Origin of the sequence: Pseudomonas citronellolis (assembly GCF_029335315.1) — a bacterium.
GTDB classification, from domain to species: Bacteria; Pseudomonadota; Gammaproteobacteria; order Pseudomonadales; family Pseudomonadaceae; genus Pseudomonas; species Pseudomonas citronellolis_A.
In genome coordinates, this window is sequence record NZ_JARJLT010000386.1 from 1 (window position 1) to 20,827 (window position 20,827).

Sequence of the window (20,827 nt, forward strand, 5' to 3'; positions counted from 1 at the left end):
TGCGGGTGGGCTTGGCGTAGGGCGGATAACGTTCGACGTTATCCGCCGTTTGGCCGTGATCCCCGGCGGCTCCGGGTTTCGCCGGGGCATGGCTGCGGCCGCGAACGCTCATCCACCCTGCGGATGCAGCGGGAACTCCTCCAGCAGCGCCAGCCAGGCTTTCGCCGCGTGGGACAGGTAGGCGCCGCGGCGCCAGATGAAGCAGATGTCCCAGCGCAGGTCCGGCTCGCTCAGCAGCACCCGCGCCACCCCCGGTCGTTCCACTTCCTGCGCCACCGCGCGCGGCAGCAGCACCACGCCCTGGCCGGCGGCGACCAGCGCGCCGAGGAAGTCGGCCTGGCCGCTGCGGCCGCCCTCGCGCGGCTCGAAGCCGGCCTCGTGGCAGGCGCGCAGCAGGCGGTCGTTGAGGGTGAAACTCTGCTGGTAGAGCAGGAAGGGAGTGTCGGACAGCTCGCCGAGGGCGATGCTCGCGCGCCCGGACAGCGGGTGCTCGGTCGGTAGCAGGGCGTCCAGCGGCTCGTTGCAGAACGGCTGCCAGTCGAAGGCCGGGTCGCTCGGGGTGAGGGCGCCGGCCAGCTCCAGCTCGCCGGTGTGCACCGCCTCTTCCAGGCTCTTGCTGCCGCCTTCCACCAGGCGCACCTGGATGTGCGGGTAGCGCTTGCGGTATTCGGCGAAGCGCCAGGCGAACAGGGCGTCGGCGCCCAGCAGGGGCAGGCCCAGGCGCAGCTCGCCGCGCTTCATCTGGGTCAGGTCGTCGAGTTCGGTGTGCAGTTCGTGGCGCAGGCGCAGCATGTCCTCGGCGCGGCGCAGCACCACTTCGCCGGCGGCGGTCAGGCGGATGTGCGGGCCGCTGCGCTCTAGCAGCTGAACGTGCAGGCTCTGCTCCAGCTGCGCCACCTGCTTGCTGATCGCCGACTGGCTGGCGTGCAGGCGCGCCGCGGCCTGGGTGAAGCTGCCTTGGCGCACCACTTCGACGAAGCTGCGCAGCTGCTTGAATTCCATTCTGGAATGGCCTCGATTCGAACAATTCGCTTTGGGGATAGTAACCCCGGGCTTAACCTGAACGCCATCCACAGCACACCGCCAAGCAGGCACCCGAAATGATCCGCCGCCTCGCCCGTCTGGGCTTCGAACTCGCCGTCCTCATCGCCATCTGGTGGTTCGGTGGCTGGCTGGCGAAAGCCACCGGCCTGCCGCTGCCCGGCGGGGTGGTGGGGCTCGGCCTGCTGCTGGCGCTGTTCGCCAGCGGGGCGATCCGCCCGGCCCTGTTGCAGGGCGGCGCGGGGCTGCTGCTGGCGGAGATGCTGCTGTTCTTCATTCCCGCCCTGATGAGCCTGCTGGACTACGGCCCGCTGCTGCGCAGCGAAGGCTGGAAGATTCTGCTGGTGATCATGTGCAGCACGCTGCTGGTGATGCTGGTCACCGCGCTGTCCGTGGAAGGCATGTACCGCTGGAGGTCGCGCCATGAATCTCGATAAGCAGGCCCTGTTCTGGCTGGCCCTGACCCTGGGCGGCTACCTGTTCAGCCGCCGCCTGTACCAGCGCGTGCACTGGTACGGTTTCGCCCCCATCGTGTTCGTTCCGGCGCTGCTGTTCGCCGTGGCCATCCCGCTGCACGCGCACTACGCCGACTACGCCCGCGACACCAACTGGCTGGTGGCGCTGCTCGGCCCGGCCACCGTGGCCTTCGCCGTGCCGATCTGGCAGCAGCGGGCACTGCTCGCCCGGCACTGGCCGGCGCTGCTGGTGGGCATGTGCGCCGGTTCGGCGATGGCCATCGGCAGTTCCTGGGCGCTGGCCAACGCCATGTCGCTGGACGGCCAGGTGGCGCTGTCGCTGGTGCCGCGTTCGATCACCACGCCGCTGGCCATGGAGATGTCCCACGACCTCGGCGGCGTGCCGGAGCTGACCGCGGCCTTCGTGATGATCACCGGGGTGTTCGGCGCCCTGGCCGGCGGCCTGCTGATGAAGCTGCTGCCGCTGCGCTCGACCCTGGCCCGCGGCGCCCTGCTCGGCGTCGGCGCCCACGGCGCGGGCACCAGCCGGGCCTACGAGTTCGGCGGCGAGGAAGGTTCCACCGCTGGCCTGCTGATGGTCCTCACCGGGCTGTTCAACCTGATGCTGGCGCCGGCCGTGGCGTTCCTTCTGTAGGAGCGAGGTGGACGCCCGGTTCTTGCTCGCGAACCTTCCTTGCGCCGGGCCTGTTCGGTCGTGTGCAGTTCGCGAGCAAGCTCGCTCCTACAATTCTTAAGGCGCGACTGTCAGACCTCCGACAGTTCCGCCGCCCGCGCCTGACTAGACTGGCCCCATCGAACAACAACAATGATGAGGACAGTCCATGAACGCCGCCGCTCCCGCACCCTCCGTGAAAGACCAGGTCTCCGAGGCCGAATGGCAGACCCGTGTCGACCTCGCCGCCTGCTACCGGCTGATCGCCATGCATGGCTGGGACGATGTGATCTTCACCCACATCTCGGCCAGGGTTCCCGGTACCGATGACTTCCTCATCAACCCCTATGGCCTGATGTTCCATGAGATCACCGCGTCCAGCCTGGTGAAGATCGACCTGGCCGGCAAGAAGCTGATGGACAGCCCCTACGACATCAACCCGGCCGGCTACACCATCCACAGCGCGGTGCATGAAGTGCGCCACGACGTCGGCTGCGTGCTGCACATCCACACCCCGGCCGGCATCGCCGTGTCGGCGCAGAAGAACGGCCTGCTGCCGCTGTCGCAGCAATCGCTGTTCGTGCTCTCCAGCCTGGCCTACCACGGCTACGAGGGCGTGGCCCTGAACCACGACGAGAAGGCCCGCCTGCAGGCTGACCTCGGCGACAAGCACTTCATGATCCTGCCCAACCACGGCCTGCTCACCGCCTTCGCCAGCATCTCCGACGCCTTCCTCGGCATGTTCACCCTGCAGCGCGCCTGCGAGGCCCAGGTCATGGCCCAGTCCGGCGGCGGCGAACTGATCCACATCCCGCAGCAGATCCTCGACGGCGCCCGGGCGATGATCGCCGGGGTGGTGAAAAGCTCCCAGGGCATGGGCGGGCAGCTGGCCTGGCCGGCGCTGCTGCGCAAGCTCGACCTGCAGAACCCCGGTTACCGCGACTGATGGCCGGCATCGCCATCCCCCTGCGCGACTGGCGCGCGCAGGGGCGCACCTTCGACTTCCAGGGCCACGCCATCCGCTACTGGGAAGCCGGCGAGGGCGAGCCGCTGCTGCTGATCCACGGCTTCCCCAGCGCCTCCTGGGACTGGAACAAGCTGTGGCCGACGCTGGCGGCGCGCTACCGGGTGATCGCCTGCGACATGCTCGGCTTCGGCGACTCGGCCAAGCCGCGCGGCCACGCCTACCGCATCCTCGAACAGGCCGACCTGCAGCAGGCGCTGCTCGCCCACCTGCAGGTGCGCGGGCCGCTGCACCTGCTGGTGCACGACTACGGCAACAGCGTCGGCCAGGAGCTGCTGGCGCGGCACCTGGAAGGGCGCGTCGAGCTGGCCTCGCTGGTGTTCCTCAATGGCGGGCTGTTCCCCGAGACGCACCGCCCGGTGCTCTCGCAGAAGCTGCTGCTCAGCCCGCTGGGCGGCTTCTTCGGGCGCTTCTTCGACCGCGCCAAGCTGGCGGCGAATTTCGCCAAGGTGTTCGGTCCGAATACCCAGCCCGACGCCGAGGAGCTGGACGCGTTCTGGAGCCTGATCGCCCACAACGACGGGCCGAAGGTGATGCACCGGTTGATCCACTACATCCTCGACCGCCGCGAGCACCGCGAGCGCTGGGTCGGCGCCATGCAGCGCAGCGACGTGCCGCTGCGGCTGATCGACGGGCCGGTCGACCCGATCTCCGGCGCGCACATGGTCGAGCGCTACCGCGAGCTGATCCCGCAGGCGGATACGGTGATGCTCGACGGCATCGGCCACTACCCGCAGACCGAGGCGCCGGAACAGGTGCTGGCGCACTACCTGGCGTTCCGCTCGCGCCTGGACGGGCAGGTGCAGCCGGCGGCCTGAACGGGCCGCCGGCATCATCCCCGGACCTTATCGGGGCATATTCAGCCCCGGCGTCTTGGTTGTGACCGTCAAACGTCTGTTTGACACTCCGTAGCCATCAACCTGCCCGGGAGTAGCAACCATGAGTGATGCCGTTCGTTTCGACGACAAGGTGGTGATCGTTACCGGCGCCGGCGGCGGTCTCGGCCGCGCCCACGCCCTGCTGTTCGCCAAGCATGGCGCCAAGGTGGTGGTCAACGACCTGGGCGGCAGCACCCACGGCGAGGGCGCCAACGCCTCGGCCGCCGACCTGGTGGTGGCGGAGATCCGCGAAGCCGGCGGCACCGCCATTGCCAACCATGACTCGGTGACCGACGGCGACCGTATCGTGCGCCAGGCGGTGGACGCCTTCGGCCGCGTCGACGTGGTGGTGAACAACGCCGGCATCCTGCGCGACAAGACCTTCCACAAGATGGAAGACGCCGACTGGGACCTGGTCTACAAGGTCCACGTCGAGGGCGCCTACAAGGTGACCCGCGCGGCCTGGCCGCTGATGCGCGAGCAGGGCTACGGGCGGGTGATCTTCACCGCCTCCACCTCCGGCATCTACGGCAACTTCGGCCAGAGCAACTACGGCATGGCCAAGCTCGGCCTCTACGGCCTGACCCGCAACCTGGCCCTGGAAGGGCGCAAGAGCAACATCCTGGTCAACGCCATCGCCCCCACCGGCGGTACCCGCATGACCGAGGGGCTGATCCCGCCGCAGGTGTTCGAGCAGCTCAAGCCCGAGCTGGTCAGCCCGCTGGTGGTGTACCTGGGCAGCGAGGCCTGCCAGGACACTTCCGGCCTCTACGAGGTGGGCGGTGGCTGGATGGGCAAGGTGCGCTGGGAGCGCAGCCTGGGCTTCGGCTTCGACCCGCGCGAAGGCTTCGACGCCGAAGACGTGGCGGCGCACTGGCAGCAGATCACCAGCTTCGACAACGCGGTGCACCCGGCGGACAACGTCGAGGCCCTGCGCGAGATGATGGCCAACCTGCAGAAATACGTCCGTTGATACGGCCAGGCTGACGGGCGGAACGGCCAGGGTGCTGCTCCGCGCCGCTCGACGCAGTAAGGTGGAAGGCCGGCGCAAGCCGGCCTTCGTCTTTTCCGCCAGCCTGGAGTCCAGCATGAGTGTGATCGTCGAGCAGAACGGCGCGGTAACCACCCTGATCATCGATCGGCCCCTGGCGCGCAACGCCGTCGACCGTCCCACCGCCGACGCCCTGGCCGACGCCCTGCGCGCCTTCGAGGCCGACGAGCAGGCGCGGGTGGCGGTGCTCACCGGCGCCGGCGGAACCTTCTGCGCCGGCGCCGACCTGGCGGCGGTGGCCGAGGACAGCGACCGGCGCAACCGCCTGGAGATGGAGGGCGATGGCCCCATGGGCCCGAGCCGCATGCAGCTGAGCAAGCCGCTGATCGCCGCCATCGAGGGCTACGCGGTGGCCGGCGGCCTGGAGCTGGCGCTGCTCGCCGACCTGCGGGTGATGGCCGAGGACGCGGTGTGCGGGGTGTTCTGCCGGCGCTTCGGCGTGCCGCTGATCGACGGCGGTACCGTGCGCCTGCCGCGCCTGATCGGCCAGGGCCGGGCGCTGGACCTGATTCTCAGCGGCCGTCCGGTCGGCGCCCAGGAAGCCCTGGGCATGGGCCTGGCCAACCGCGTGGTGGCCAAGGGCGAGGCGCGCGCCGCCGCCGAGGACCTGGCCCGGCAGATCGCCGAGTTCCCCCAGGCCTGCATGCTGGCCGACCGCGCCAGCGTCTACGCGCAGTGGAACCAGTCGTTCGACGTGGCCATGGCCAACGAATTCCAGGGCGGGATGATGGTCATCCTCAGCGGCGAGACCCAGGCCGGCGCGCAGCGCTTCGCCAGCGGCGAGGGGCGGCACGGGAAGTTCTGAGGGATTGGGGCGGGTTGCTTTTCGTAGGAGCGAGCTTGCTCGCGAATGGTGTTCTGCCGGTGACGTCGGTGCTTGCCCTGAAGAGCGCCCTCTCCCTAACCCTCTCCCTGAAGGGAGAGGGGACCGTTGGGCAGATGCTGATATTTCGGCGTTAGCCTGCTAGCACATCGCGAGCAAGCTCGCTCCTGCGAAGGCGACACCGAGCGCTACGCCTCAGCGCTGGATGATCACGTAGGTCTTGCGCACGGTTTCCTGGATGTCCCACACGCCCAGGCTGTTCTGCGGCAGCAGGAAGGCGTCGCCGGCCTGGAAGGCGATCGGTTCGCCGCCGTCCGGGGTGAAGGTGCCGCGGCCGCTGATGAAGTGGCAGAACTCCTGCTCGACGATCTGCCGGCGCCAGCGGCCGGGGGTGCATTCCCAGATGCCGGTCTCGACCTGGTCGGGGCGCTCGACCTCGGCCACGCGGGTGTGCGAGAGCGGCTCGCCCAGCGGCACGGCGACCGGGTTGGCGTCGCCCAGGGGGGCGTTGAGGGTGTCCTTGAGGTGGGTGATGTTCATCGGGGCTCCAGATCGTTCGGGGTTGCTGAAGGGGTGGCTGCTCAGCCGACCTTCCAGGTCATCAGGCCTTCCATGCTGGCGGCGAGTTTCTCCGCCAGGCGGCGGCGCCAGGCCGGGCTGTTGGGGTTGGCCAGCACCTCGTCCTCGTGGACGAAGCTGCGGATGATCGCGTTGTAGCCCAGCCAGCGGCAGGGCTCGGGTTCCCAGGCGCGCAGGGCGTCGGTCAGGGCGCGGTCGTGGATCACCCAGGGCTGGCGGGTCTCCAGGGTTTCCTGGCCGAGGATCAGGTCGGCCAGGGTGCGCCCGCCCAGGTTGGTCGCACCCACGCCTTCGCCGCCGTAGCCGCCGGCCAGGGCGATACCGTTGCGGCGGTCGACCAGCATGTGCGGGTGGAAGCGCCGCGACATGCCGAGGTTGCCGCCCCAGGTGTGGGTGATCTTCACGTCCTTGATCTGCGGGAACAGCTCGCCGAACAGGTAGCGGCGCAGGCCGACCTCGTCGTCGGTGAGGCTAAAGTCGGTGCGCAGCTTGCCGCCGAAGCGGTAGCCGCCGCGCGCGCCGAAGGCCAGGCGGTTGTCCAGGGTGCGCTGGCCGTAGGTGACCTGGCGGCTGAATTCGCTGAAGGCCTGGCCACGCTCCAGGCCGATCTCCGCCCATACCGATTCGGGCAGCGGCTCGGTGGCCACCAGCAGGCTCTGCACCGGCAACTGGTAGTTGTCCAGCGGCGGCAGGGTGGCGGCGTAGCCTTCCACGGCCGGCACCACCCATTGCGCCTTGACGCTGCCCTTGTCGGTGCGCAGCAGGCCGGGTTCCCAGTGGCTGACACGGGTTTTCTCGAACAGTTGCACGCCCTGGCGTTCGACGGCGCTGGCCAGGCCGCGGACCAGCTTGGCCGGGTTGATGGTGGCGCAGTGCGGGGTGTAGATCGCCCCTAGCGCGCCGGGAATGCGCAGCTGCTCGCCCAGCTCGCTGGCCGAGAGCCAGCGGTAGTCGTCTTCGGTGAGCCCTTCGTGGCGCAGGCTCGTCAGGTACTCGCGCAGGCGTCGCTCCTGCTCCGGGTAGCGCGCCGCGCAATAGAGCGTGCCGCCCTTGCGGTAGTCGCAGTCGATGCCTTCGCTGGCCAGCACCCCGGCGACCTCGTCGGGGATGCCGTGCAGCAGGTCCCAGGTCTCGCGGCGGCGCGGCTCGGGCAGGCCGCCGACCAGGCGGTCCTCGCCGAGCATGGCGCCCATCAGCCAGCCGCCGTTGCGCCCGGAAGCGCCGAAGCCGGCGGTCTCGGCCTCGAGGATGGCGATCTTCAGCTGCGGCGCGCGGCGCTTCAGGTAGTAGGCGGTCCACAGCCCGGTGTAGCCGGCGCCGACGATGGCCACGTCGACTTCCAGCGCGCCTTGCAACGCCGGGCGCGCGACGAAGTCGTCGTCCAGTTGGTTCATCCACAGGCTGATATGGCGCCAGGCCGACATAGGGGCGACTCCGAGCAGAAAGGTTGGGGAATGTGCGCAAGCCTAGAAGCGCCCGGCTTTCCTGTCGTGCGCGCGGGTACGCGGGGAAATGGGCGATGTCTTGCCAACTGCGCCAGGGTGCTCTTTGTAGGAGCGAGCTTGCTCGCGAACAAACTCCGCTGCGGGGCCCATTCGCGAGCAAGCTCGCTCCTACGAAAAGCGGTGCTCAGGAGCGCCTCGGCGTTACGGGGTTTCCATCTGCTTGAGGTATTCCCGCGGCGACAGCCCGGTGTGCTGTCGGAAGCAGCGGTAGAAGGCCGACAGCGAATTGAAGCCGGCGGAGAAGGCCATCTCGTCGATGCGTGCGGAGGTGGCCGGACGCAGCTGTTCGAGCAGGTGCTGCAGGCGCTTCTGGTTGACGTACTGGTAGAAGGTCAGCCCCATCACCTGGTTCAACAGGTAGGAAATCTGGTTGCGGGTGTAGCCGGTGGCGCTGGCCACCTGCGACAGGTCGAGGTCCGGCGCGAGGTAGGCCTGGGCCTTGTGGAAGTACTCCTCCAGGTCCCCGGCCAGCTGGCTCAGCTGGCGCGGCGAGAGGCCCAGGCGGCTGGCCGGTGGGCGTGGGTCGCCGCCGCGCGCTTCGCCCGGGCTGTCCTCGCGGACCAGGGTGGCGTACTCGTTGATCCGCCAGATCAGCCCGTCGCGCACGCGGATGGCTTCGCTCGAGTGGAACACCGCCAGGCGTCCGCTGAGGGTGATGGCCGTGCGGTACTGGATGAACGCGGTGTCGCCGTCGACGCGGATGCGGTCGATGTGGTCGAGGAACTCGTCCGGGCGGCTGGGCATGGTCTGGCTGACGTACTCGCGCAGGTCGGCCAGGCCCATGCGGCGGTTCTGGAAGTAGTCGTTGTACTCCACCTCGGGGTGGTAGAGCGCCAGCGCGGCGTCGAGGTCGCGGCGCTTCCAGCTGGCGTGGTAGCGCTGCACCACGTCGCGGGTGCTTTCGGTGAGGTGGCTGTCGGTCGGGAGCGGGATGGTCGGCTGCATGGCGCACAGGATGCCGCAGAGCGGCGCGCTCGGGTAGGGGGCAGGCGCGTGCGTCATACAGCCCCCGCATGATGCGCCATGCCTGGCGCCAATGGTGACCGGGGATGGCCGCGCCAGAGGGGGTGTTCACTCTTTTGGCTGACAGTGCAAATACCTCCTTGGTGCGCTTGGTCGCGACGGGGCCGGCTGAGTAGCGTGTAGCCGCCTAGACACCGTCAGGAGTGCCGCATGACAAAAACAACAAGGCGCGCATCGTTCCACCCGCAAATACTGGCCGCTGCTGTAGCCCTGGGTTGCGCCACCCAGGCTCAGGCCGTTTCGTTCAACATCGGGGATGACATCGAGGGGCAGTTCGACTCGACGCTGTCCGTGGGGGCCAGCTGGGGCCTGCGCGACGCCGACTCGGAATACGTGGGGGCTCGCAACGGCGGCAAGGCGTCGTCGCAGACCTCCGACGACGGCCGGCTCAACTTCAAGAAGGGCGAGACCTTCTCGAAGATCTTCAAGGGCGTCCATGACCTGGAGCTGAAGTACGGCGACACCGGTGTCTTCGTCCGTGGCAAGTACTGGTACGACTTCGAGCTGAAGGACGAGCACCGCGAGCTCTACGACATCAGCGACAACGGCCGCAGCATGGGCGCGCGCTCTTCCGGCGCCGAACTGCTCGACGCCTTCATCTACCACAAGTACAGCATCGGCGACCTGCCCGGCACCGTGCGCCTGGGCAAGCAGGTGGTCAGCTGGGGCGAGAGCACCTTCATCCAGAACGGCATCAACTCGATCAACCCGATCGACGTCGCCTCCTTCCGCCGGCCCGGCGCGGAGGTCAAGGAAGGCCTGATCCCGGTGAGCATGTTCTACATGTCCCAGGGCATCACCGACAGCCTCACCGCCGAGGGCTTCTACCAGCTGAAGTGGGAGAAGACCGTGGTCGACAACTGCGGCACCTTCTTCTCCACCACCGACGTGGCGGCCAACGGCTGCAACAAGCTGGCCTTCGCCGGCAGCGACTTCAACCCCAACCCGGCCGCCGGCTACCGCTACCTGCCGCGCTCCGGCGACGACACCCCCAGCGATGGCGGGCAGTGGGGCCTGGCGCTGCGCTGGTACGCGGCGGAGCTGAACGACACCGAGTTCGGCGCCTACGTGATGAACTACCACAGCCGCAACCCGATCTTCAGCACCATCGCCGGGCGCGGCGTGGCCACCGCCGACCCGACCACGGGCGCCGCCACCGCGCAGTACTTCATCGAGTACCCGGAAGACATCCGCTTGTATGGCCTGAGCTTCCAGACCAACCTCGGTAGCACCTCGGTGGCGGGTGAGGTGAGCTACCGGCCGAACATGCCGCTGCAGCTCAACAGCACCGACCTGACCGTGGCCGCGCTGTACCCGATCCCGACCTTCGGCAACCCGATCTACAGCAGCGGCTTCGCCACGCCCACCGCCGGCGAGGTGATCCACGGCTACGACCGCAAGCCGGTGACCCAGGCCCAGGTGACGGTGACCCAGTTCTTCGACCAGGTACTGGCGGCGGACCGTCTGACCGTGGTCGGCGAGGTGGGCTACAACCACATCAGCGGCATCGACGACAGCGAGCTGCGCTTCGGCCGTGACTCCATCTGGGGGATCGGCGAGCTGCCCAACAACACCGTGTGCCAGGGCCTGCTGAACACCGCCAACCCCGGCGAGTGCAACAACAAGGGCTTCTACACCACCAGCAGCTGGGGCTACCGCATCCGCAGCATCCTCGACTACCCGAACGTGATCGCCGGGATCAACCTCAAGCCGAACCTGGCCTGGTCCCACGACGTGCACGGCTACGGGCCGAACTTCAGCGAAGGCGCCAAGGCGGTCAGCGTCGGCCTCGACGCGGACTACCAGAACACCTACACCGCGAGCATCAGTTATACCGATTTCTTCGGTGGCGACTACAACCCGGTCAACGATCGCGATTTCATCGCCGTCAGCCTCGGTGTGAACTTCTGATCGGTCAGCTAAGGACAGGAAAGATGAACAAGATACGAATCCTGCAATGCGGCGCCCTGGCCCTGAGCCTGCTCTCCGGCGCCGTGATGGCGGCGGTGTCGGCGGACGAGGCGGCCAAGCTCGGCACCAGCCTCACGCCCCTGGGGGCGCAGAAGGAGGGCAACGCCGACGGCAGCATCCCGGCCTGGACCGGCGGCATCGACAAGAGCGCCGGCAGCGAGGACGCCCGTGGCTTCCTCAGCGACCCCTTCGCCGGCGAGAAGCCGCTGTTCACCATCACCGCGCAGAACGTCGACCAGTACAAGGACAAGCTCAGCGAGGGCCAGCTGGCGCTGTTCAAGCGCTACCCGGACACCTACCGCATCCCGGTGTACAAGACCCACCGCACCTTCTCGCAGCCGGCCGAGGTGTACCAGGCGGCCAAGACCAGCGCGCTCAACGTGCAGCCGATCAACGATGGCAACGGCCTGGCCAACTTCGAGAAGAGCCGCTACTACGCCTTCCCGATCCCGAAGAACGGCGTCGAGGTGCTGTGGAACCACATCACCCGCTACCGTGGCGGCAACCTGGCGCGCACCGTGGTCCAGGTGACCCCGCAGACCAACGGCAGCTACACGCCGATCCGCTTCGAGGAGACCGTGGCCTTCCCGCAGAACATGGGTGACGTCGACCCTTCGAAGGTCGGTAACATCCTGCTCTACTTCAAGCAGTCGGTCACCGCGCCGGCGCGCCTGGCGGGCAACGTGCTGCTGGTCCACGAGACCCTCGACCAGGTCAAGGAACCGCGCCTGGCGTGGATCTACAACGCCGGCCAGCGCCGCGTGCGGCGCGCCCCGCAGGTGGCCTACGACGGCCCCGGCACCGCCGCCGACGGCCTGCGCACCTCGGACAACTTCGACATGTTCTCCGGCGCGCCGGACCGTTACGACTGGAAACTGGTGGGCAAGAAGGAGCTGTACATCCCCTACAACAGCTACAAGCTGGGCCTGCCGACCTACAAGTACGACGACATCGTCAAGGCCGGGCACCTCAACCAGGACCTGACCCGCTACGAGCTGCACCGCGTGTGGGAAGTGGTCGGCACCGTGAAGCCCAGCGAGCGGCACATCTACGCCAAGCGCCACATGTACATCGACGAGGACAGCTGGCAGATCGCCGAGGTCGACCACTTCGACGGCCGCGGCCAACTCTGGCGCGTTTCCGAAGGCCACCAGATGTTCAACTACGTCCACCAGGCTGGCGGCTACGTGCCGGAGGTGATCTACGACCTGATCGCCGGCCGCTACCTCGCCCTGGGCCTGTTCAACGAAGAGAAGAACGGCTACCGCTTCGGCATCAAGGCCAGCATGGCCGACTACACCCCGGCGGCGCTGCGCAACGACGGCGTGCGCTGATCGGTAATGACCGGCGACGGCGCAAGGCTGTCGCCGGTCATGTATCCACGGGTAACGCCAAAGGGTGATATGTCGAGACATACATCCGGCTGATAGCCCTTTCCTCCGACCCACCCCCTGACTAGGCTCGAAGCTCAGGATCGGTCGGACCCCTGCACCATGATCGACGCTGCCATTTCCCCTTCCTCGCTGCCCCGCCTGCCGCCCCAGCACCTGCCGCGAGCGCGCCTGTGCCAGCTGCTGCTGCGCGAGGAACGCCGCCTGCGCCTGCTGCTCGCGCCCCTGGGCCACGGCAAGACCGTGCTGCTGGGCGAATGCGCCCGCGCCGCGCCCGCCGGCACCCGGGTCATCTGGCTCAGCCTGGGTGGCGCCGCGCTCGACGCGGCGACCCTGTGCCGGCGCCTGGGCGACGCCCTGGGCCTCGGCGCCTGCGACGAGTACCGCCTGCAGACGGCCCTGCGCGAAGGCGGCGAGCCGCTGTGGATCATGCTCGACGACTACCCCCGCGAACCCGACGACGCGCTCGACGCCTGCCTCGACCGCCTGCTGGTGCAGGCCGCGCCACGGGTCGCCTGGTGGCTGGCCAGCCGGCGGCGCCCGGCGTGCAACCTGGCGCGCCTGCTGCTGGAAGGCGAACTGCTGGAACTCGGCGAGGCCGAGCTTGGCCTGGACCTCGGCGAGCTGCGCGACCTGCTGCTGCGCGGCGGCCGTGACTGGCCGGAGGAGCCCTGCCAGGCCCTGCTCGAACAGACCGCTGGCTGGTGCGCCGGGGTGCGCCTGCGCCTGCTCGGCTGGCCGGCGGACGCTGGTGTGCCGTCACCGGGCCAGTTGGCCGAAGCCGGGCGGCCACTGCTGCGCGAATACCTGCGGCGAGAAATCCTCGACCGCCTGCCGGCGCCGCTGGCCGAGGTGCTCTGCGACCTGGCGCGGCTCAACCGCTGCTGCGCGGCCTTGGCCGAATACCTCTTCGAAGACCAGCCCGGCGTGCTCGACGACCTGCTGCTGCGTGGCGTCGGCCTGCACGCGGAGGAGGGCCCCGGCGCCTGGTACCGGCTGCCGCCGCTGCTGGCCACGGAGCTCGCCGACATGGGCCACAACCCGCCGTGTAGCCTGCACCGCCGGGCCTGCCAGTGGTACAGCCAGCAGGGCGACATCCACGCCGCCTTCGAACACTCGCTGCGCGCCGACCAACCAGACGTCGCCGCCAGCCTGCTGCAGCGCCTGACCGAGGAGCAACTGCTGCAGGGACACAACGTGGCGCGGGTGCTGCGCCTGCGCGAAGAACTGCCGGAAGAGCTGCTGGCGAGCACCCCGCGCTTGCTCATCCTCAACACCTGGGCGCTGCTGTTCTCCGGGCGCCTGGACGAGGTGGAGACGCAGCTCGAGCTGTTCGCGCGCTTCCTGCCGATGCCCAGCGAAGCCCGCCAGCGCGCGCTGCTGGCGCAATGGCTGGGGCTCGCCGGCATGCTCGCCCACGCCCGTGGCCGCAGCCAGGCCGGCGGCCTGCTCGACGCGGCGCTGGCGGACCTGCCCGACGACGCCTGGCCGCAGCGCCTGATGTGCCTCTCCGGCCTGGGCCAGGTGGCGCTGATCGAAGGCCGTCTGGACGCCGCCCGCCTGCTCAACCGCGACGCCCTCAAGCTCGCCCGCGAACGCGGCAGCGCGGTCTTCGAGGCCTACCTGGAAATCGACCACGCCTACCTGCTGGCCCAGCGCGGCGAACTGCTGCGCTCCGAGGCGTTGCTGCGCCGGGTGCTGGAGGCGTTGGCCGAGCAGCGCCAGGCCGGCTGCCCGGTGGCCAGCCGCGCGCAACTGCGCCTGGGCTGGCTGTGCCTGCACCAGGCCCGCGAGGCCGAGGCGCGGCAACTGCTGCAGGACGGCCTGCGCGGCGCGCGACGCAGCCTCGACCCCTGCGCCATCTACGGCTACATCGGCCTGGCCATGCTCGACGCCCGCCAGGGCCAGTTCGACCCGGCCTTCAATCGCCTGCTCGAAGCCGAGCGGCAGATGCAACTGCAACACATCCCCGAAGCCGTCTATCGCGGCCCGCTGCTATTGGCCGGCGGCACCCTGAGCCTGCGCCAGGGGCGCACCGCCCAGGCGCGGGAAATCTTCACCCGGGTACTCGGCCGCTACCGCGAGGACGGCCGCAGCGCGCCGGCCTCGGCGGCCGACCTGCTATTGCGGGTGGAATGCCAGCTGGCCCTGGTGGAAATCGGCGAGGATCAGCCGCAGCACGCGCTGGCGCGGCTATCCGGGCTGCTGCTGGAGATGCAGCGACAGGGGCGCATGGCCCTGGTCTGCGAAATCTGGCTGGCGCTGGCGGTGGCCCACGCCGCCGCCGGCGACGACGAGCAGGCGCGCGCCTGCTGGGAGCGCGGCGTGCAACTGGCGCAGTCGCATGGCCTGGAGGCGGCGCTGGTCGATGCCCGCCAGCGCCTGCCGGAACTCTTCGCCGAACGCGTCGGCGAACGCCAGGCACCATTGCTGAGCCTGCGCGAACTCTCGGTGCTGGAATTGATCGCGCGTGGCTGCTCGAACCTGGAGATTGGCGAACGGCTGTTCATCTCCCTGCACACGGTGAAGACCCACGCCCGCCGCATCAACGGCAAGCTCGGCGTCGAGCGACGCACCCAGGCGGTGGCGCGGGCCAAGGAACTGGGGTTGTTGAAGGCTTAGGGCGCCCATCCCCATGGCCTGCCATGGGCACCTGACTGGTGCGATACCCGCCTGGCTCAGTGCAGCGCCTTCTTCGGTACCGCTATTGCCTCGATACGTTGCCCCAGGCGCAACTGCTCGGTGGGGTCGTTGCTGAGCAGCAGCGCGCGCTCCAGGTCGTAGCGTTCGGCCTGGGGGCAATCGAGGATGTGGTAGAGGTCGGCGCGGGCCAGGTGGTCGGCGGCGTTCGCTTCGCCCAGCTCCAGCACGCGCTGGGCGTCCTTCAGCGCCGCCAGCGGCTCGCCGGCGGCCTGGTGCAGCTGGCGCAGGTTGCGTGACAGGCGCTGGAGCATCTCGCGGGGTTCGGCGCTGCGCAGGAGGGCGGCGCTCAGCTCGACCTGCGGCCCCAGGTGGCGGGCCAGCAGGTCGCGGCAGTCGCGGGGGTAGAGGCGGCGGCCGGTGGCGGGGTCGAGCAGGTGGTCGGCGCCGGGTACGCGCAGCAGGAAGCGCCCGGGGAAACTCACGCCGGCCAGCGGAATGGCCTGGCGCCGCGCCAGTTCCAGGGCCACCAGCGCCAGCGACAGCGGCTGCCCGCGGCGCCGTTGCAGCACCCGTGGCAGCAATGCGGCGCGGGGCCGCAGGGGCTGGTCGTCGTCCTCGGCGAAGCCCAGCTCGCTCAGCTGGCGCAGCAGCCACTGCGCGCGCTCGGACTCGCCCGGGGCGCCGCTCTGGGCCACACGCAGCCGGCGATCCAGTTCGTCCAGCGCGCTCAGCGACTGGCCGGGCGGCAGCAGCGGCTCGTGCTCGGCGGCGATCCACAGGGCGGCCTCGAACAGGTTCGGCGGCTCCTGGGCGAGGCAGGCAAGGCAGGCTTGACGCGGGTCCATGGCGGTCTCCGGCTGATACTGCGTTGTACTCGCAGCGCCGGGCCGCCGTCCAGACCCGCCGGCTGATCGTCGGCGACGCCGTCGGCGCCCGGCACCGCCACCTATACTGAAGGAGCCCGCGCGCGGCCTCCCTGGCCGCGACGCCGCCCGCCCACGCACCAGCAAGGGAGCGCCGCCATGTTCGACATGATGGAAGCCACCCGGCTTGAGAAGCTGCATCTCGCCTACGACCCGAGCACCGGGCTCAGGGCCATCATCGCCATCCACAGCTCGCGGCTCGGTCCGGCGCTGGGCGGTTGCCGCTATCTGCCTTATCCGAACGACGAGTCGGCGCTGCGCGACGCCATCCGGCTGGCCCAGGGCATGAGCTACAAGGCCGCGCTGGCCGGCCTGCGCCAGGGCGGCGGCAAGGCGGTGATCCTGCGCGCGCCCCACGTGGACAATCGCGGCGCGCTGTTCGAGGCCTTCGGCCGCTTCATCGAGTCCCTGGGCGGCGCCTACGTCACCGCGGTGGACAGCGGCACCTCCAGCGCCGACATGGACTGCATCGCCCAGCACACCGAACACGTCACCAGCACCACGCGTGGCGGCGACCCCTCGCCGCACACCGCGCTGGGCGTATTCGCCGGCATTCGCGCCAGCGCCCAGGCGCGCCTGGGCAGCGACGACCTGGAGGACCTGCGCGTCGCCGTGCAGGGGCTCGGCCACGTCGGCTACGCGCTCTGCGAGCACCTGCACGCGGCCGGCGCCGAGCTGCTGGTCAGCGACCTGGACGCCGGCAAGGTGCAACTGGCGGTGGAGCAGTTCAACGCCCAGCCGGTGGCCAGCGAGGCGCTGCTGACCACCCCCTGCGACATCCTCGCTCCCTGCGGCCTGGGCGGCGTGCTCAACCCCGGCGTGGTGGCGCAACTGCGCTGCGCGGTGGTGGCTGGCGCGGCGAACAACCAGCTGGTGCACCCGGACGTGGCCGACGAGCTGGAAGCCCGCGGCATCCTCTACGCCCCGGACTACGTGATCAACTCCGGCGGCTTGATCTACGTCGCCCTGCAACACCAGGGCGAAACGCCGTCGGCGATCACCGCGCACCTGGCGCGCATCGGCAACCGCCTCACCGAGGTCTTCGCCCACGCCCAGGCCGACCACCGCTCGCCGGCACGCATCGCCGACATGCTGGCGGAGCGGATTCTCTACGGCTAGCCCGGAGACAGGAGAAAGGCTGGCGTAGGATGGGGTGAGCGAAGTGTTCTGCCGGGAGACATGGGGAACTCATCCTACGCAAAGCGTCCGGTCGGGCCTCGCTCACTACTCTTCGGTGGACAGCTCGCCGAGGGCGTCCGGCTGGTTCTTGAAGGCGCGGGCGAAGGTGTCGCGGTGCCGGGCCATGTAGATGCCGAGTTCCTCGACCTGTTCCTCGCTCAGCGAGGGCACCGCCTTGTGCAGGACGGCGGAAAGGTTCTCCGCCAGTTCGAGCATCTTGTCGTGCCGGTCGGCTTCTGCCTTATCCATGAACAGGCGCTCCGGGTCGCGGCTGCTGCGGTACACCACTTCGACGGCCATTCATCACCTCTATGCCTTCTTTATCGGGAAAGAAAATACTGGTTATTTGTACAGTAAGCATATAGCAAACGCCCGCGAACTGGGAAGGGCCGAATTGCACTTGGCCAGTATGGCCGGCGTTCCGCTTCGGGGCACGCGGGCCAGATCGGGGCATGCGACAGGTTGGCGCAGGGGAGAGTGATGGCGCGTGGCTACTGCGCCCGGCGACGCGGGCGCGACCAGCAGGCGAAGTCAGGAAGCGATGCGCAGTCCGCGCCCGGCGGTCATGTCCGCCAGCAGGCGCGGGGCGCTCTCGCCCTGTTCGATGGCGATACCGAAGCGGATGCTCTGGATCAGCCGTTCCAGCTGCTCCGGGTCCTGCAGCTGGGCGTTGCGGATCAGCCGCTTGGCGGCGACGCCGGCTTCGGTGGAGAGGGTCAGGACGATGCTGCCGTCGGGTCGCTCGAGGCTGAAATTGACCCGGTACCGGGCCTGGAAGGCATCGGTGAGTACCTGGAAGGGACTTTCCATTTTCGATCCTGCCTGCAATGTGGGCGTGACCCTTCATGGACTGGAAGGCGTCAGCAAAGTTCGCGGTCATCTTGCCGCAGCCTCGGCCGGCTATAGCTGCCTGAGGTCAATGGCGTGTGACTTGCACGTACCACGCCAACAATCGCTGAAGTGAACCGGGAGTCGACGGATGAAACTGCAATGGGCCGAACGCATGCGCCAGCGCATGCACGGGGTGGCGGAGTCGCTGGGCAACATGCTGGTGGAGGGCTTCCACTACCTGGCGCTGTTCGCCATCGGCGGCACGGTGTTCTGGTCGGCGGCGGTGGCCTTCTTCGAGATGTTCGAGAAGGGCCACGCCAGCATCGACGACATCCTGCTGCTGTTCATCTACTTGGAACTGGGTGCCATGGTCGGCATCTACTTCAAGACCAACCACATGCCGGTGCGCTTCCTGATCTACGTGGCGATGACCGCGCTGACCCGCCTGATGATCGCCGACATCCAGCACAACCACGTGCCCGACGACGGCATCATCCTGGTCTCGGTGGCGCTGTTGCTGCTGGCCCTGGCGATCCTGGTGGTGCGCTACGCCTCCTCGCGCTTCCCTTCCGCGCCCGGGCGCAGCGGCGAGAACGCCCTGCTGCAGGACGACGAGCGCTGAGCCACGCGCTTGACCAAGGTTGGCTCCCTCGGCGGCGCCGATGCACTAAGATCGGAAACATTCGCGCCACCGAGGGAAGCTCTGCACGATGAAAGGCTGGAAGCTGTTCGCCCCCCTGCTGTTGCTGGTGATCGTCGCCATCACCCTGTACCTGCGCCTGCACACCCAGCCGCTGCTGTTGCAGGGTGAGGCCGACGCCACCGAGGTCATTGTCGCTTCGAAGGCCAAGGGTCGGGTCGAGACGCTGCACGTGCGGCGTGGCGACGACGTGACCCGTGGCCAACTGCTCATCAGCCTGAGCAGCCCCGAGCTGCAGGCCCAGCTGGACTCTCTGCACGCGGCGCGCAGCCAGGTGCAGGCGCAGCTGGACGAGTCGCTGCACGGCACCCGCGAGGAAACCCTGCGCGCCTTGCAGGCCAGCCTGTCCCAGGCCCAGGCCGAGCTGCGCAACGCCGACCTGGAGTACCAGCGCAACGAGGAACTGGCCGGGCGCGGCTTCGTTTCCCAGGCCCAGCTGGACCTGTCGCGGCGCGGCCGCGACGTGGCGCGCAACCAGGTGGCCGAGGCCCAGGCCAATCTCGACCAGGGCAACCGCGGCGATCGTGAGGAAGTGCGCCAGGCCCTGCAGGCCGCGGTGCGCCGCGCCGACGCGCAGATCGTCGAGCTGCAGGCGCAGACCGACGACCTCGCCGTGCTCGCCCCGGTGGACGGCGAAGTGGGGCCGATCCCGGCGGAGGAAGGCGAGCTGATCAATGCCTACAGCCCGCTGCTGACGCTGGTGCGGCTGTCCGAGAGCTACCTGGTGTTCAACCTGCGCGAAGACATCCTCGCCAAGGTGCGCAAGGGCGACCGGGTCAAGCTGCGCATCCCGGCGCTGGACAATGCCGAGGTGGAAGCCGAGGTGCGCTATATCGCCCCGCTCGGCGACTTCGCCACCAAGCGCGCCACCCGCGCCACCGGCGACTTCGACCTGAAGACCTTCGAGGTCCGCCTGTACCCGCTGCAACCTGTGCAGGGCCTGCGTCCGGGGATGAGCGCGCTGTGGCAATGGACGCAGTAAGGCGCAACCTGCTGCGCTTCGCCCAGGCGTTCAACGTCGAGACGCGCATCGCCGCGCGCAGCTGGACCATCCACTGGCTCGGCTGGCTCTGGCCGCTGCTGCTGTTCACCCTGATCAGCGGCATCTACAAGGCCGGCACCCTGCTGGACATGCCGGTGGCGGTGGTCGATGCCGACCACAGCCAGCTGTCGCGGCGCATCGTCCGCGAGCTGGACGCCGGCTCCCACGCCCAGGTGGAGGTCCTCGGCGGCGGCCTGCAGGAAGGGCTGCGGCGCCTGCGCCAGGCCGACGACTACGCGCTGCTGTACATCCCCCGCGACTTCGAGGCCGATGCCCTGGCCGGGCGCCAGCCCCACGCGGTGCTCTACTACAACTCGCTGTTCTACTCCGCCGGCTTCTATTCCACCCAGGACTTCGCCGGGCTGATCAGCGGCGTCAACCAGGACCTGCGCCCGCACCTGGCCGCCGGCGCCGGCATCGCCGTGCCGCAGCTGGCCAGCGTCAGCGTGGCCTACGAAAGCCTGTTCAACGCCAGCGGCAACTACATCTACTACCAGCAGTTCGCCGCCATCGTGCACCTGCTGCAGTTGTTCGTGATCGTCGCCACCGTGCACGTGCTGGCCCGCGAGGCGCCGGAGCTGCGCGCGTCCTCGCCGCACATCCTGCGGGCCAAGGCCCTGGGCGCGCGCCTGCTGGGCAAGATGGCGCCGTACACCTTGCTGTTCAGCGCGCTGCTGATGCTCGAGCTGTTCCTGCTGGTGACCCTCAATGGCGCGAAGATCAACGGCAGCCCGCTGTGGATGCTGGCGATCACCGTGTGCTACGTGATGGCGGCGCAGAGCGTCGGGCTGATGCTGTTCATCTTCACCGCCAACCGCTTCAGCGCCTACTCGCTGATCGGCCTGCTGATCGGCGTGGCACAGACCTATTCCGGGGTGCTGCTGCCGGACCTGGCGATGCCGGAGATCGCCCGCATCATCAGCCTGGCCGAGCCGCTGACGCATACCCTGCACGGCCTGTTCGACCAGTTCCTGCGTCACGCGCCGCCGGAATCCGGGCTCTACGCCTGCTGCCGGCTGCTGGTCTACCCGCTGATCGCCTACATGATCGCCAAGTTGCGCCTGCGCCGGCGCCTCGACCTGAGCCCGGCCTGAG

The 20,827-nt window shown here is 69.0% G+C and carries 20 protein-coding genes; 13 read left to right on the forward strand and 7 right to left on the reverse strand.

Annotated elements, in window-relative coordinates; genetic code table 11:
- Positions 1 to 108: 108 nt before the first annotated feature.
- Entirely contained in the window at positions 109 to 1,002 is an 894-nt protein-coding gene (locus P3W75_RS29560) for a LysR family transcriptional regulator (RefSeq protein WP_276230879.1), read from the reverse strand.
- Between the two features lie 98 nt (positions 1,003 to 1,100).
- Between P3W75_RS29560 and P3W75_RS29565 the strand changes: the two genes are divergently transcribed.
- From P3W75_RS29565 to P3W75_RS29590, 6 genes are all read left to right on the forward strand, one after another.
- Positions 1,101 to 1,478, forward strand: a complete 378-nt coding sequence (locus tag P3W75_RS29565) for a CidA/LrgA family protein (RefSeq protein ID WP_276230880.1) — start codon at positions 1,101 to 1,103, stop codon at positions 1,476 to 1,478.
- Positions 1,465 to 2,151: an LrgB family protein gene (locus P3W75_RS29570; RefSeq protein ID WP_276230881.1), complete on the forward strand. Its 687-nt coding sequence runs from the start codon at positions 1,465 to 1,467 to the stop codon at positions 2,149 to 2,151. Before P3W75_RS29565 ends, P3W75_RS29570 begins: the two co-directional genes overlap by 14 nt.
- Positions 2,152 to 2,338: 187 nt before the next feature.
- Entirely contained in the window at positions 2,339 to 3,115 is a 777-nt protein-coding gene (locus P3W75_RS29575) for a class II aldolase/adducin family protein (protein ID WP_276230882.1), read from the forward strand.
- On the forward strand, positions 3,115 to 4,011 hold the full coding sequence (locus P3W75_RS29580) for an alpha/beta fold hydrolase (protein ID WP_276230883.1): 897 nt from the start codon (positions 3,115 to 3,117) through the stop codon (positions 4,009 to 4,011). The genes P3W75_RS29575 and P3W75_RS29580 overlap by 1 nt, the downstream gene beginning before the upstream one ends.
- Positions 4,012 to 4,132: 121 nt before the next feature.
- On the forward strand, positions 4,133 to 5,044 hold the full coding sequence (locus P3W75_RS29585) for an SDR family oxidoreductase (protein WP_276230884.1): 912 nt from the start codon (positions 4,133 to 4,135) through the stop codon (positions 5,042 to 5,044).
- Positions 5,045 to 5,159: 115 nt separating this feature from the next.
- The gene (locus tag P3W75_RS29590) at positions 5,160 to 5,927 is read left to right on the forward strand and encodes a crotonase/enoyl-CoA hydratase family protein (protein WP_276230885.1); all 768 of its coding nucleotides are present in this window, start codon (positions 5,160 to 5,162) and stop codon (positions 5,925 to 5,927) included.
- 213 nt (positions 5,928 to 6,140) lie between these two features.
- On the opposite strand, the gene P3W75_RS29595 is transcribed toward P3W75_RS29590, so the two are convergent.
- From P3W75_RS29595 to P3W75_RS29605, 3 genes are all read right to left on the reverse strand, one after another.
- Positions 6,141 to 6,485 carry a cupin domain-containing protein gene (locus P3W75_RS29595; protein ID WP_276230886.1) on the reverse strand — a complete coding sequence of 115 codons (345 nt, stop codon included), beginning with the start codon at positions 6,483 to 6,485 and terminating at the stop codon, positions 6,141 to 6,143.
- A 41-nt stretch (positions 6,486 to 6,526) separates the two neighbouring features.
- Positions 6,527 to 7,948, reverse strand: a complete 1,422-nt coding sequence (locus tag P3W75_RS29600) for an NAD(P)/FAD-dependent oxidoreductase (protein ID WP_276230887.1) — start codon at positions 7,946 to 7,948, stop codon at positions 6,527 to 6,529.
- A 222-nt stretch (positions 7,949 to 8,170) separates the two neighbouring features.
- A complete protein-coding gene (locus tag P3W75_RS29605; protein WP_430765422.1) occupies positions 8,171 to 9,031 on the reverse strand; it encodes a helix-turn-helix domain-containing protein in 861 nt (286 codons plus the stop codon).
- A gap of 171 nt (positions 9,032 to 9,202) precedes the next feature.
- Between P3W75_RS29605 and P3W75_RS29610 the strand changes: the two genes are divergently transcribed.
- From P3W75_RS29610 to P3W75_RS29620, 3 genes are all read left to right on the forward strand, one after another.
- Positions 9,203 to 10,963, forward strand: coding sequence for a DUF1302 domain-containing protein (locus P3W75_RS29610; RefSeq protein ID WP_276230888.1), 1,761 nt, complete (start codon positions 9,203 to 9,205; stop codon positions 10,961 to 10,963).
- 23 nt (positions 10,964 to 10,986) lie between these two features.
- Positions 10,987 to 12,357 (forward strand): DUF1329 domain-containing protein, encoded by a 1,371-nt coding sequence (locus tag P3W75_RS29615; protein ID WP_276230889.1) that lies wholly within the window; start codon positions 10,987 to 10,989, stop codon positions 12,355 to 12,357.
- Positions 12,358 to 12,516: 159 nt separating this feature from the next.
- On the forward strand, positions 12,517 to 15,036 hold the full coding sequence (locus P3W75_RS29620; protein ID WP_276230890.1) for a helix-turn-helix transcriptional regulator: 2,520 nt from the start codon (positions 12,517 to 12,519) through the stop codon (positions 15,034 to 15,036).
- A gap of 56 nt (positions 15,037 to 15,092) precedes the next feature.
- Here the strand turns inward: P3W75_RS29620 and P3W75_RS29625 are convergent, their stop codons facing one another.
- Entirely contained in the window at positions 15,093 to 15,902 is an 810-nt protein-coding gene (locus P3W75_RS29625; protein ID WP_276230891.1) for a SirB1 family protein, read from the reverse strand.
- 177 nt (positions 15,903 to 16,079) lie between these two features.
- Here P3W75_RS29625 and P3W75_RS29630 point away from each other — a divergent pair, with 177 nt between their 5' ends.
- Positions 16,080 to 17,099 (forward strand): Leu/Phe/Val dehydrogenase, encoded by a 1,020-nt coding sequence (locus P3W75_RS29630; RefSeq protein WP_276230892.1) that lies wholly within the window; start codon positions 16,080 to 16,082, stop codon positions 17,097 to 17,099.
- A gap of 105 nt (positions 17,100 to 17,204) precedes the next feature.
- Here P3W75_RS29630 and P3W75_RS29635 read toward each other — a convergent pair whose 3' ends face one another.
- Both P3W75_RS29635 and P3W75_RS29640 read right to left on the reverse strand, forming a co-directional pair.
- Entirely contained in the window at positions 17,205 to 17,459 is a 255-nt protein-coding gene (locus P3W75_RS29635) for a YebG family protein (protein WP_276230893.1), read from the reverse strand.
- A 231-nt stretch (positions 17,460 to 17,690) separates the two neighbouring features.
- Complete coding sequence (locus tag P3W75_RS29640; protein WP_276230894.1) at positions 17,691 to 17,969, reverse strand: DUF3509 domain-containing protein; 279 nt, start codon at positions 17,967 to 17,969, stop codon at positions 17,691 to 17,693.
- A gap of 169 nt (positions 17,970 to 18,138) precedes the next feature.
- Here P3W75_RS29640 and P3W75_RS29645 point away from each other — a divergent pair, with 169 nt between their 5' ends.
- From P3W75_RS29645 to P3W75_RS29655, 3 genes are all read left to right on the forward strand, one after another.
- Positions 18,139 to 18,612, forward strand: coding sequence for a phosphate-starvation-inducible protein PsiE (locus P3W75_RS29645; protein ID WP_276230895.1), 474 nt, complete (start codon positions 18,139 to 18,141; stop codon positions 18,610 to 18,612).
- 88 nt (positions 18,613 to 18,700) lie between these two features.
- The gene (locus tag P3W75_RS29650) at positions 18,701 to 19,672 is read left to right on the forward strand and encodes an HlyD family secretion protein (protein ID WP_276230896.1); all 972 of its coding nucleotides are present in this window, start codon (positions 18,701 to 18,703) and stop codon (positions 19,670 to 19,672) included.
- Positions 19,660 to 20,826 carry an ABC transporter permease gene (locus P3W75_RS29655; protein WP_430765423.1) on the forward strand — a complete coding sequence of 389 codons (1,167 nt, stop codon included), beginning with the start codon at positions 19,660 to 19,662 and terminating at the stop codon, positions 20,824 to 20,826. The genes P3W75_RS29650 and P3W75_RS29655 overlap by 13 nt, the downstream gene beginning before the upstream one ends.
- The last annotated feature ends 1 nt before the right edge of the window (position 20,827 follow it).

What these genes read in the sequence shown, in the direction of transcription:
- P3W75_RS29560 (WP_276230879.1), bottom strand. Translation starts at nt 1,002, where the DNA reads ATGGAATTCAAGCAGCTGCGCAGCTTCGTCGAAGTGGTGCGCCAAGGC.
- P3W75_RS29565 (WP_276230880.1), top strand. Translation starts at nt 1,101, where the DNA reads ATGATCCGCCGCCTCGCCCGTCTGGGCTTCGAACTCGCCGTCCTCATC.
- P3W75_RS29570 (WP_276230881.1), top strand. Translation starts at nt 1,465, where the DNA reads ATGAATCTCGATAAGCAGGCCCTGTTCTGGCTGGCCCTGACCCTGGGC.
- P3W75_RS29575 (WP_276230882.1), top strand. Translation starts at nt 2,339, where the DNA reads ATGAACGCCGCCGCTCCCGCACCCTCCGTGAAAGACCAGGTCTCCGAG.
- P3W75_RS29580 (WP_276230883.1), top strand. Translation starts at nt 3,115, where the DNA reads ATGGCCGGCATCGCCATCCCCCTGCGCGACTGGCGCGCGCAGGGGCGC.
- P3W75_RS29585 (WP_276230884.1), top strand. Translation starts at nt 4,133, where the DNA reads ATGAGTGATGCCGTTCGTTTCGACGACAAGGTGGTGATCGTTACCGGC.
- P3W75_RS29590 (WP_276230885.1), top strand. Translation starts at nt 5,160, where the DNA reads ATGAGTGTGATCGTCGAGCAGAACGGCGCGGTAACCACCCTGATCATC.
- P3W75_RS29595 (WP_276230886.1), bottom strand. Translation starts at nt 6,485, where the DNA reads ATGAACATCACCCACCTCAAGGACACCCTCAACGCCCCCCTGGGCGAC.
- P3W75_RS29600 (WP_276230887.1), bottom strand. Translation starts at nt 7,948, where the DNA reads ATGTCGGCCTGGCGCCATATCAGCCTGTGGATGAACCAACTGGACGAC.
- P3W75_RS29605 (WP_430765422.1), bottom strand. Translation starts at nt 9,031, where the DNA reads ATGACGCACGCGCCTGCCCCCTACCCGAGCGCGCCGCTCTGCGGCATC.
- P3W75_RS29610 (WP_276230888.1), top strand. Translation starts at nt 9,203, where the DNA reads ATGACAAAAACAACAAGGCGCGCATCGTTCCACCCGCAAATACTGGCC.
- P3W75_RS29615 (WP_276230889.1), top strand. Translation starts at nt 10,987, where the DNA reads ATGAACAAGATACGAATCCTGCAATGCGGCGCCCTGGCCCTGAGCCTG.
- P3W75_RS29620 (WP_276230890.1), top strand. Translation starts at nt 12,517, where the DNA reads ATGATCGACGCTGCCATTTCCCCTTCCTCGCTGCCCCGCCTGCCGCCC.
- P3W75_RS29625 (WP_276230891.1), bottom strand. Translation starts at nt 15,902, where the DNA reads ATGGACCCGCGTCAAGCCTGCCTTGCCTGCCTCGCCCAGGAGCCGCCG.
- P3W75_RS29630 (WP_276230892.1), top strand. Translation starts at nt 16,080, where the DNA reads ATGTTCGACATGATGGAAGCCACCCGGCTTGAGAAGCTGCATCTCGCC.
- P3W75_RS29635 (WP_276230893.1), bottom strand. Translation starts at nt 17,459, where the DNA reads ATGGCCGTCGAAGTGGTGTACCGCAGCAGCCGCGACCCGGAGCGCCTG.
- P3W75_RS29640 (WP_276230894.1), bottom strand. Translation starts at nt 17,969, where the DNA reads ATGGAAAGTCCCTTCCAGGTACTCACCGATGCCTTCCAGGCCCGGTAC.
- P3W75_RS29645 (WP_276230895.1), top strand. Translation starts at nt 18,139, where the DNA reads ATGAAACTGCAATGGGCCGAACGCATGCGCCAGCGCATGCACGGGGTG.
- P3W75_RS29650 (WP_276230896.1), top strand. Translation starts at nt 18,701, where the DNA reads ATGAAAGGCTGGAAGCTGTTCGCCCCCCTGCTGTTGCTGGTGATCGTC.
- P3W75_RS29655 (WP_430765423.1), top strand. Translation starts at nt 19,660, where the DNA reads ATGGACGCAGTAAGGCGCAACCTGCTGCGCTTCGCCCAGGCGTTCAAC.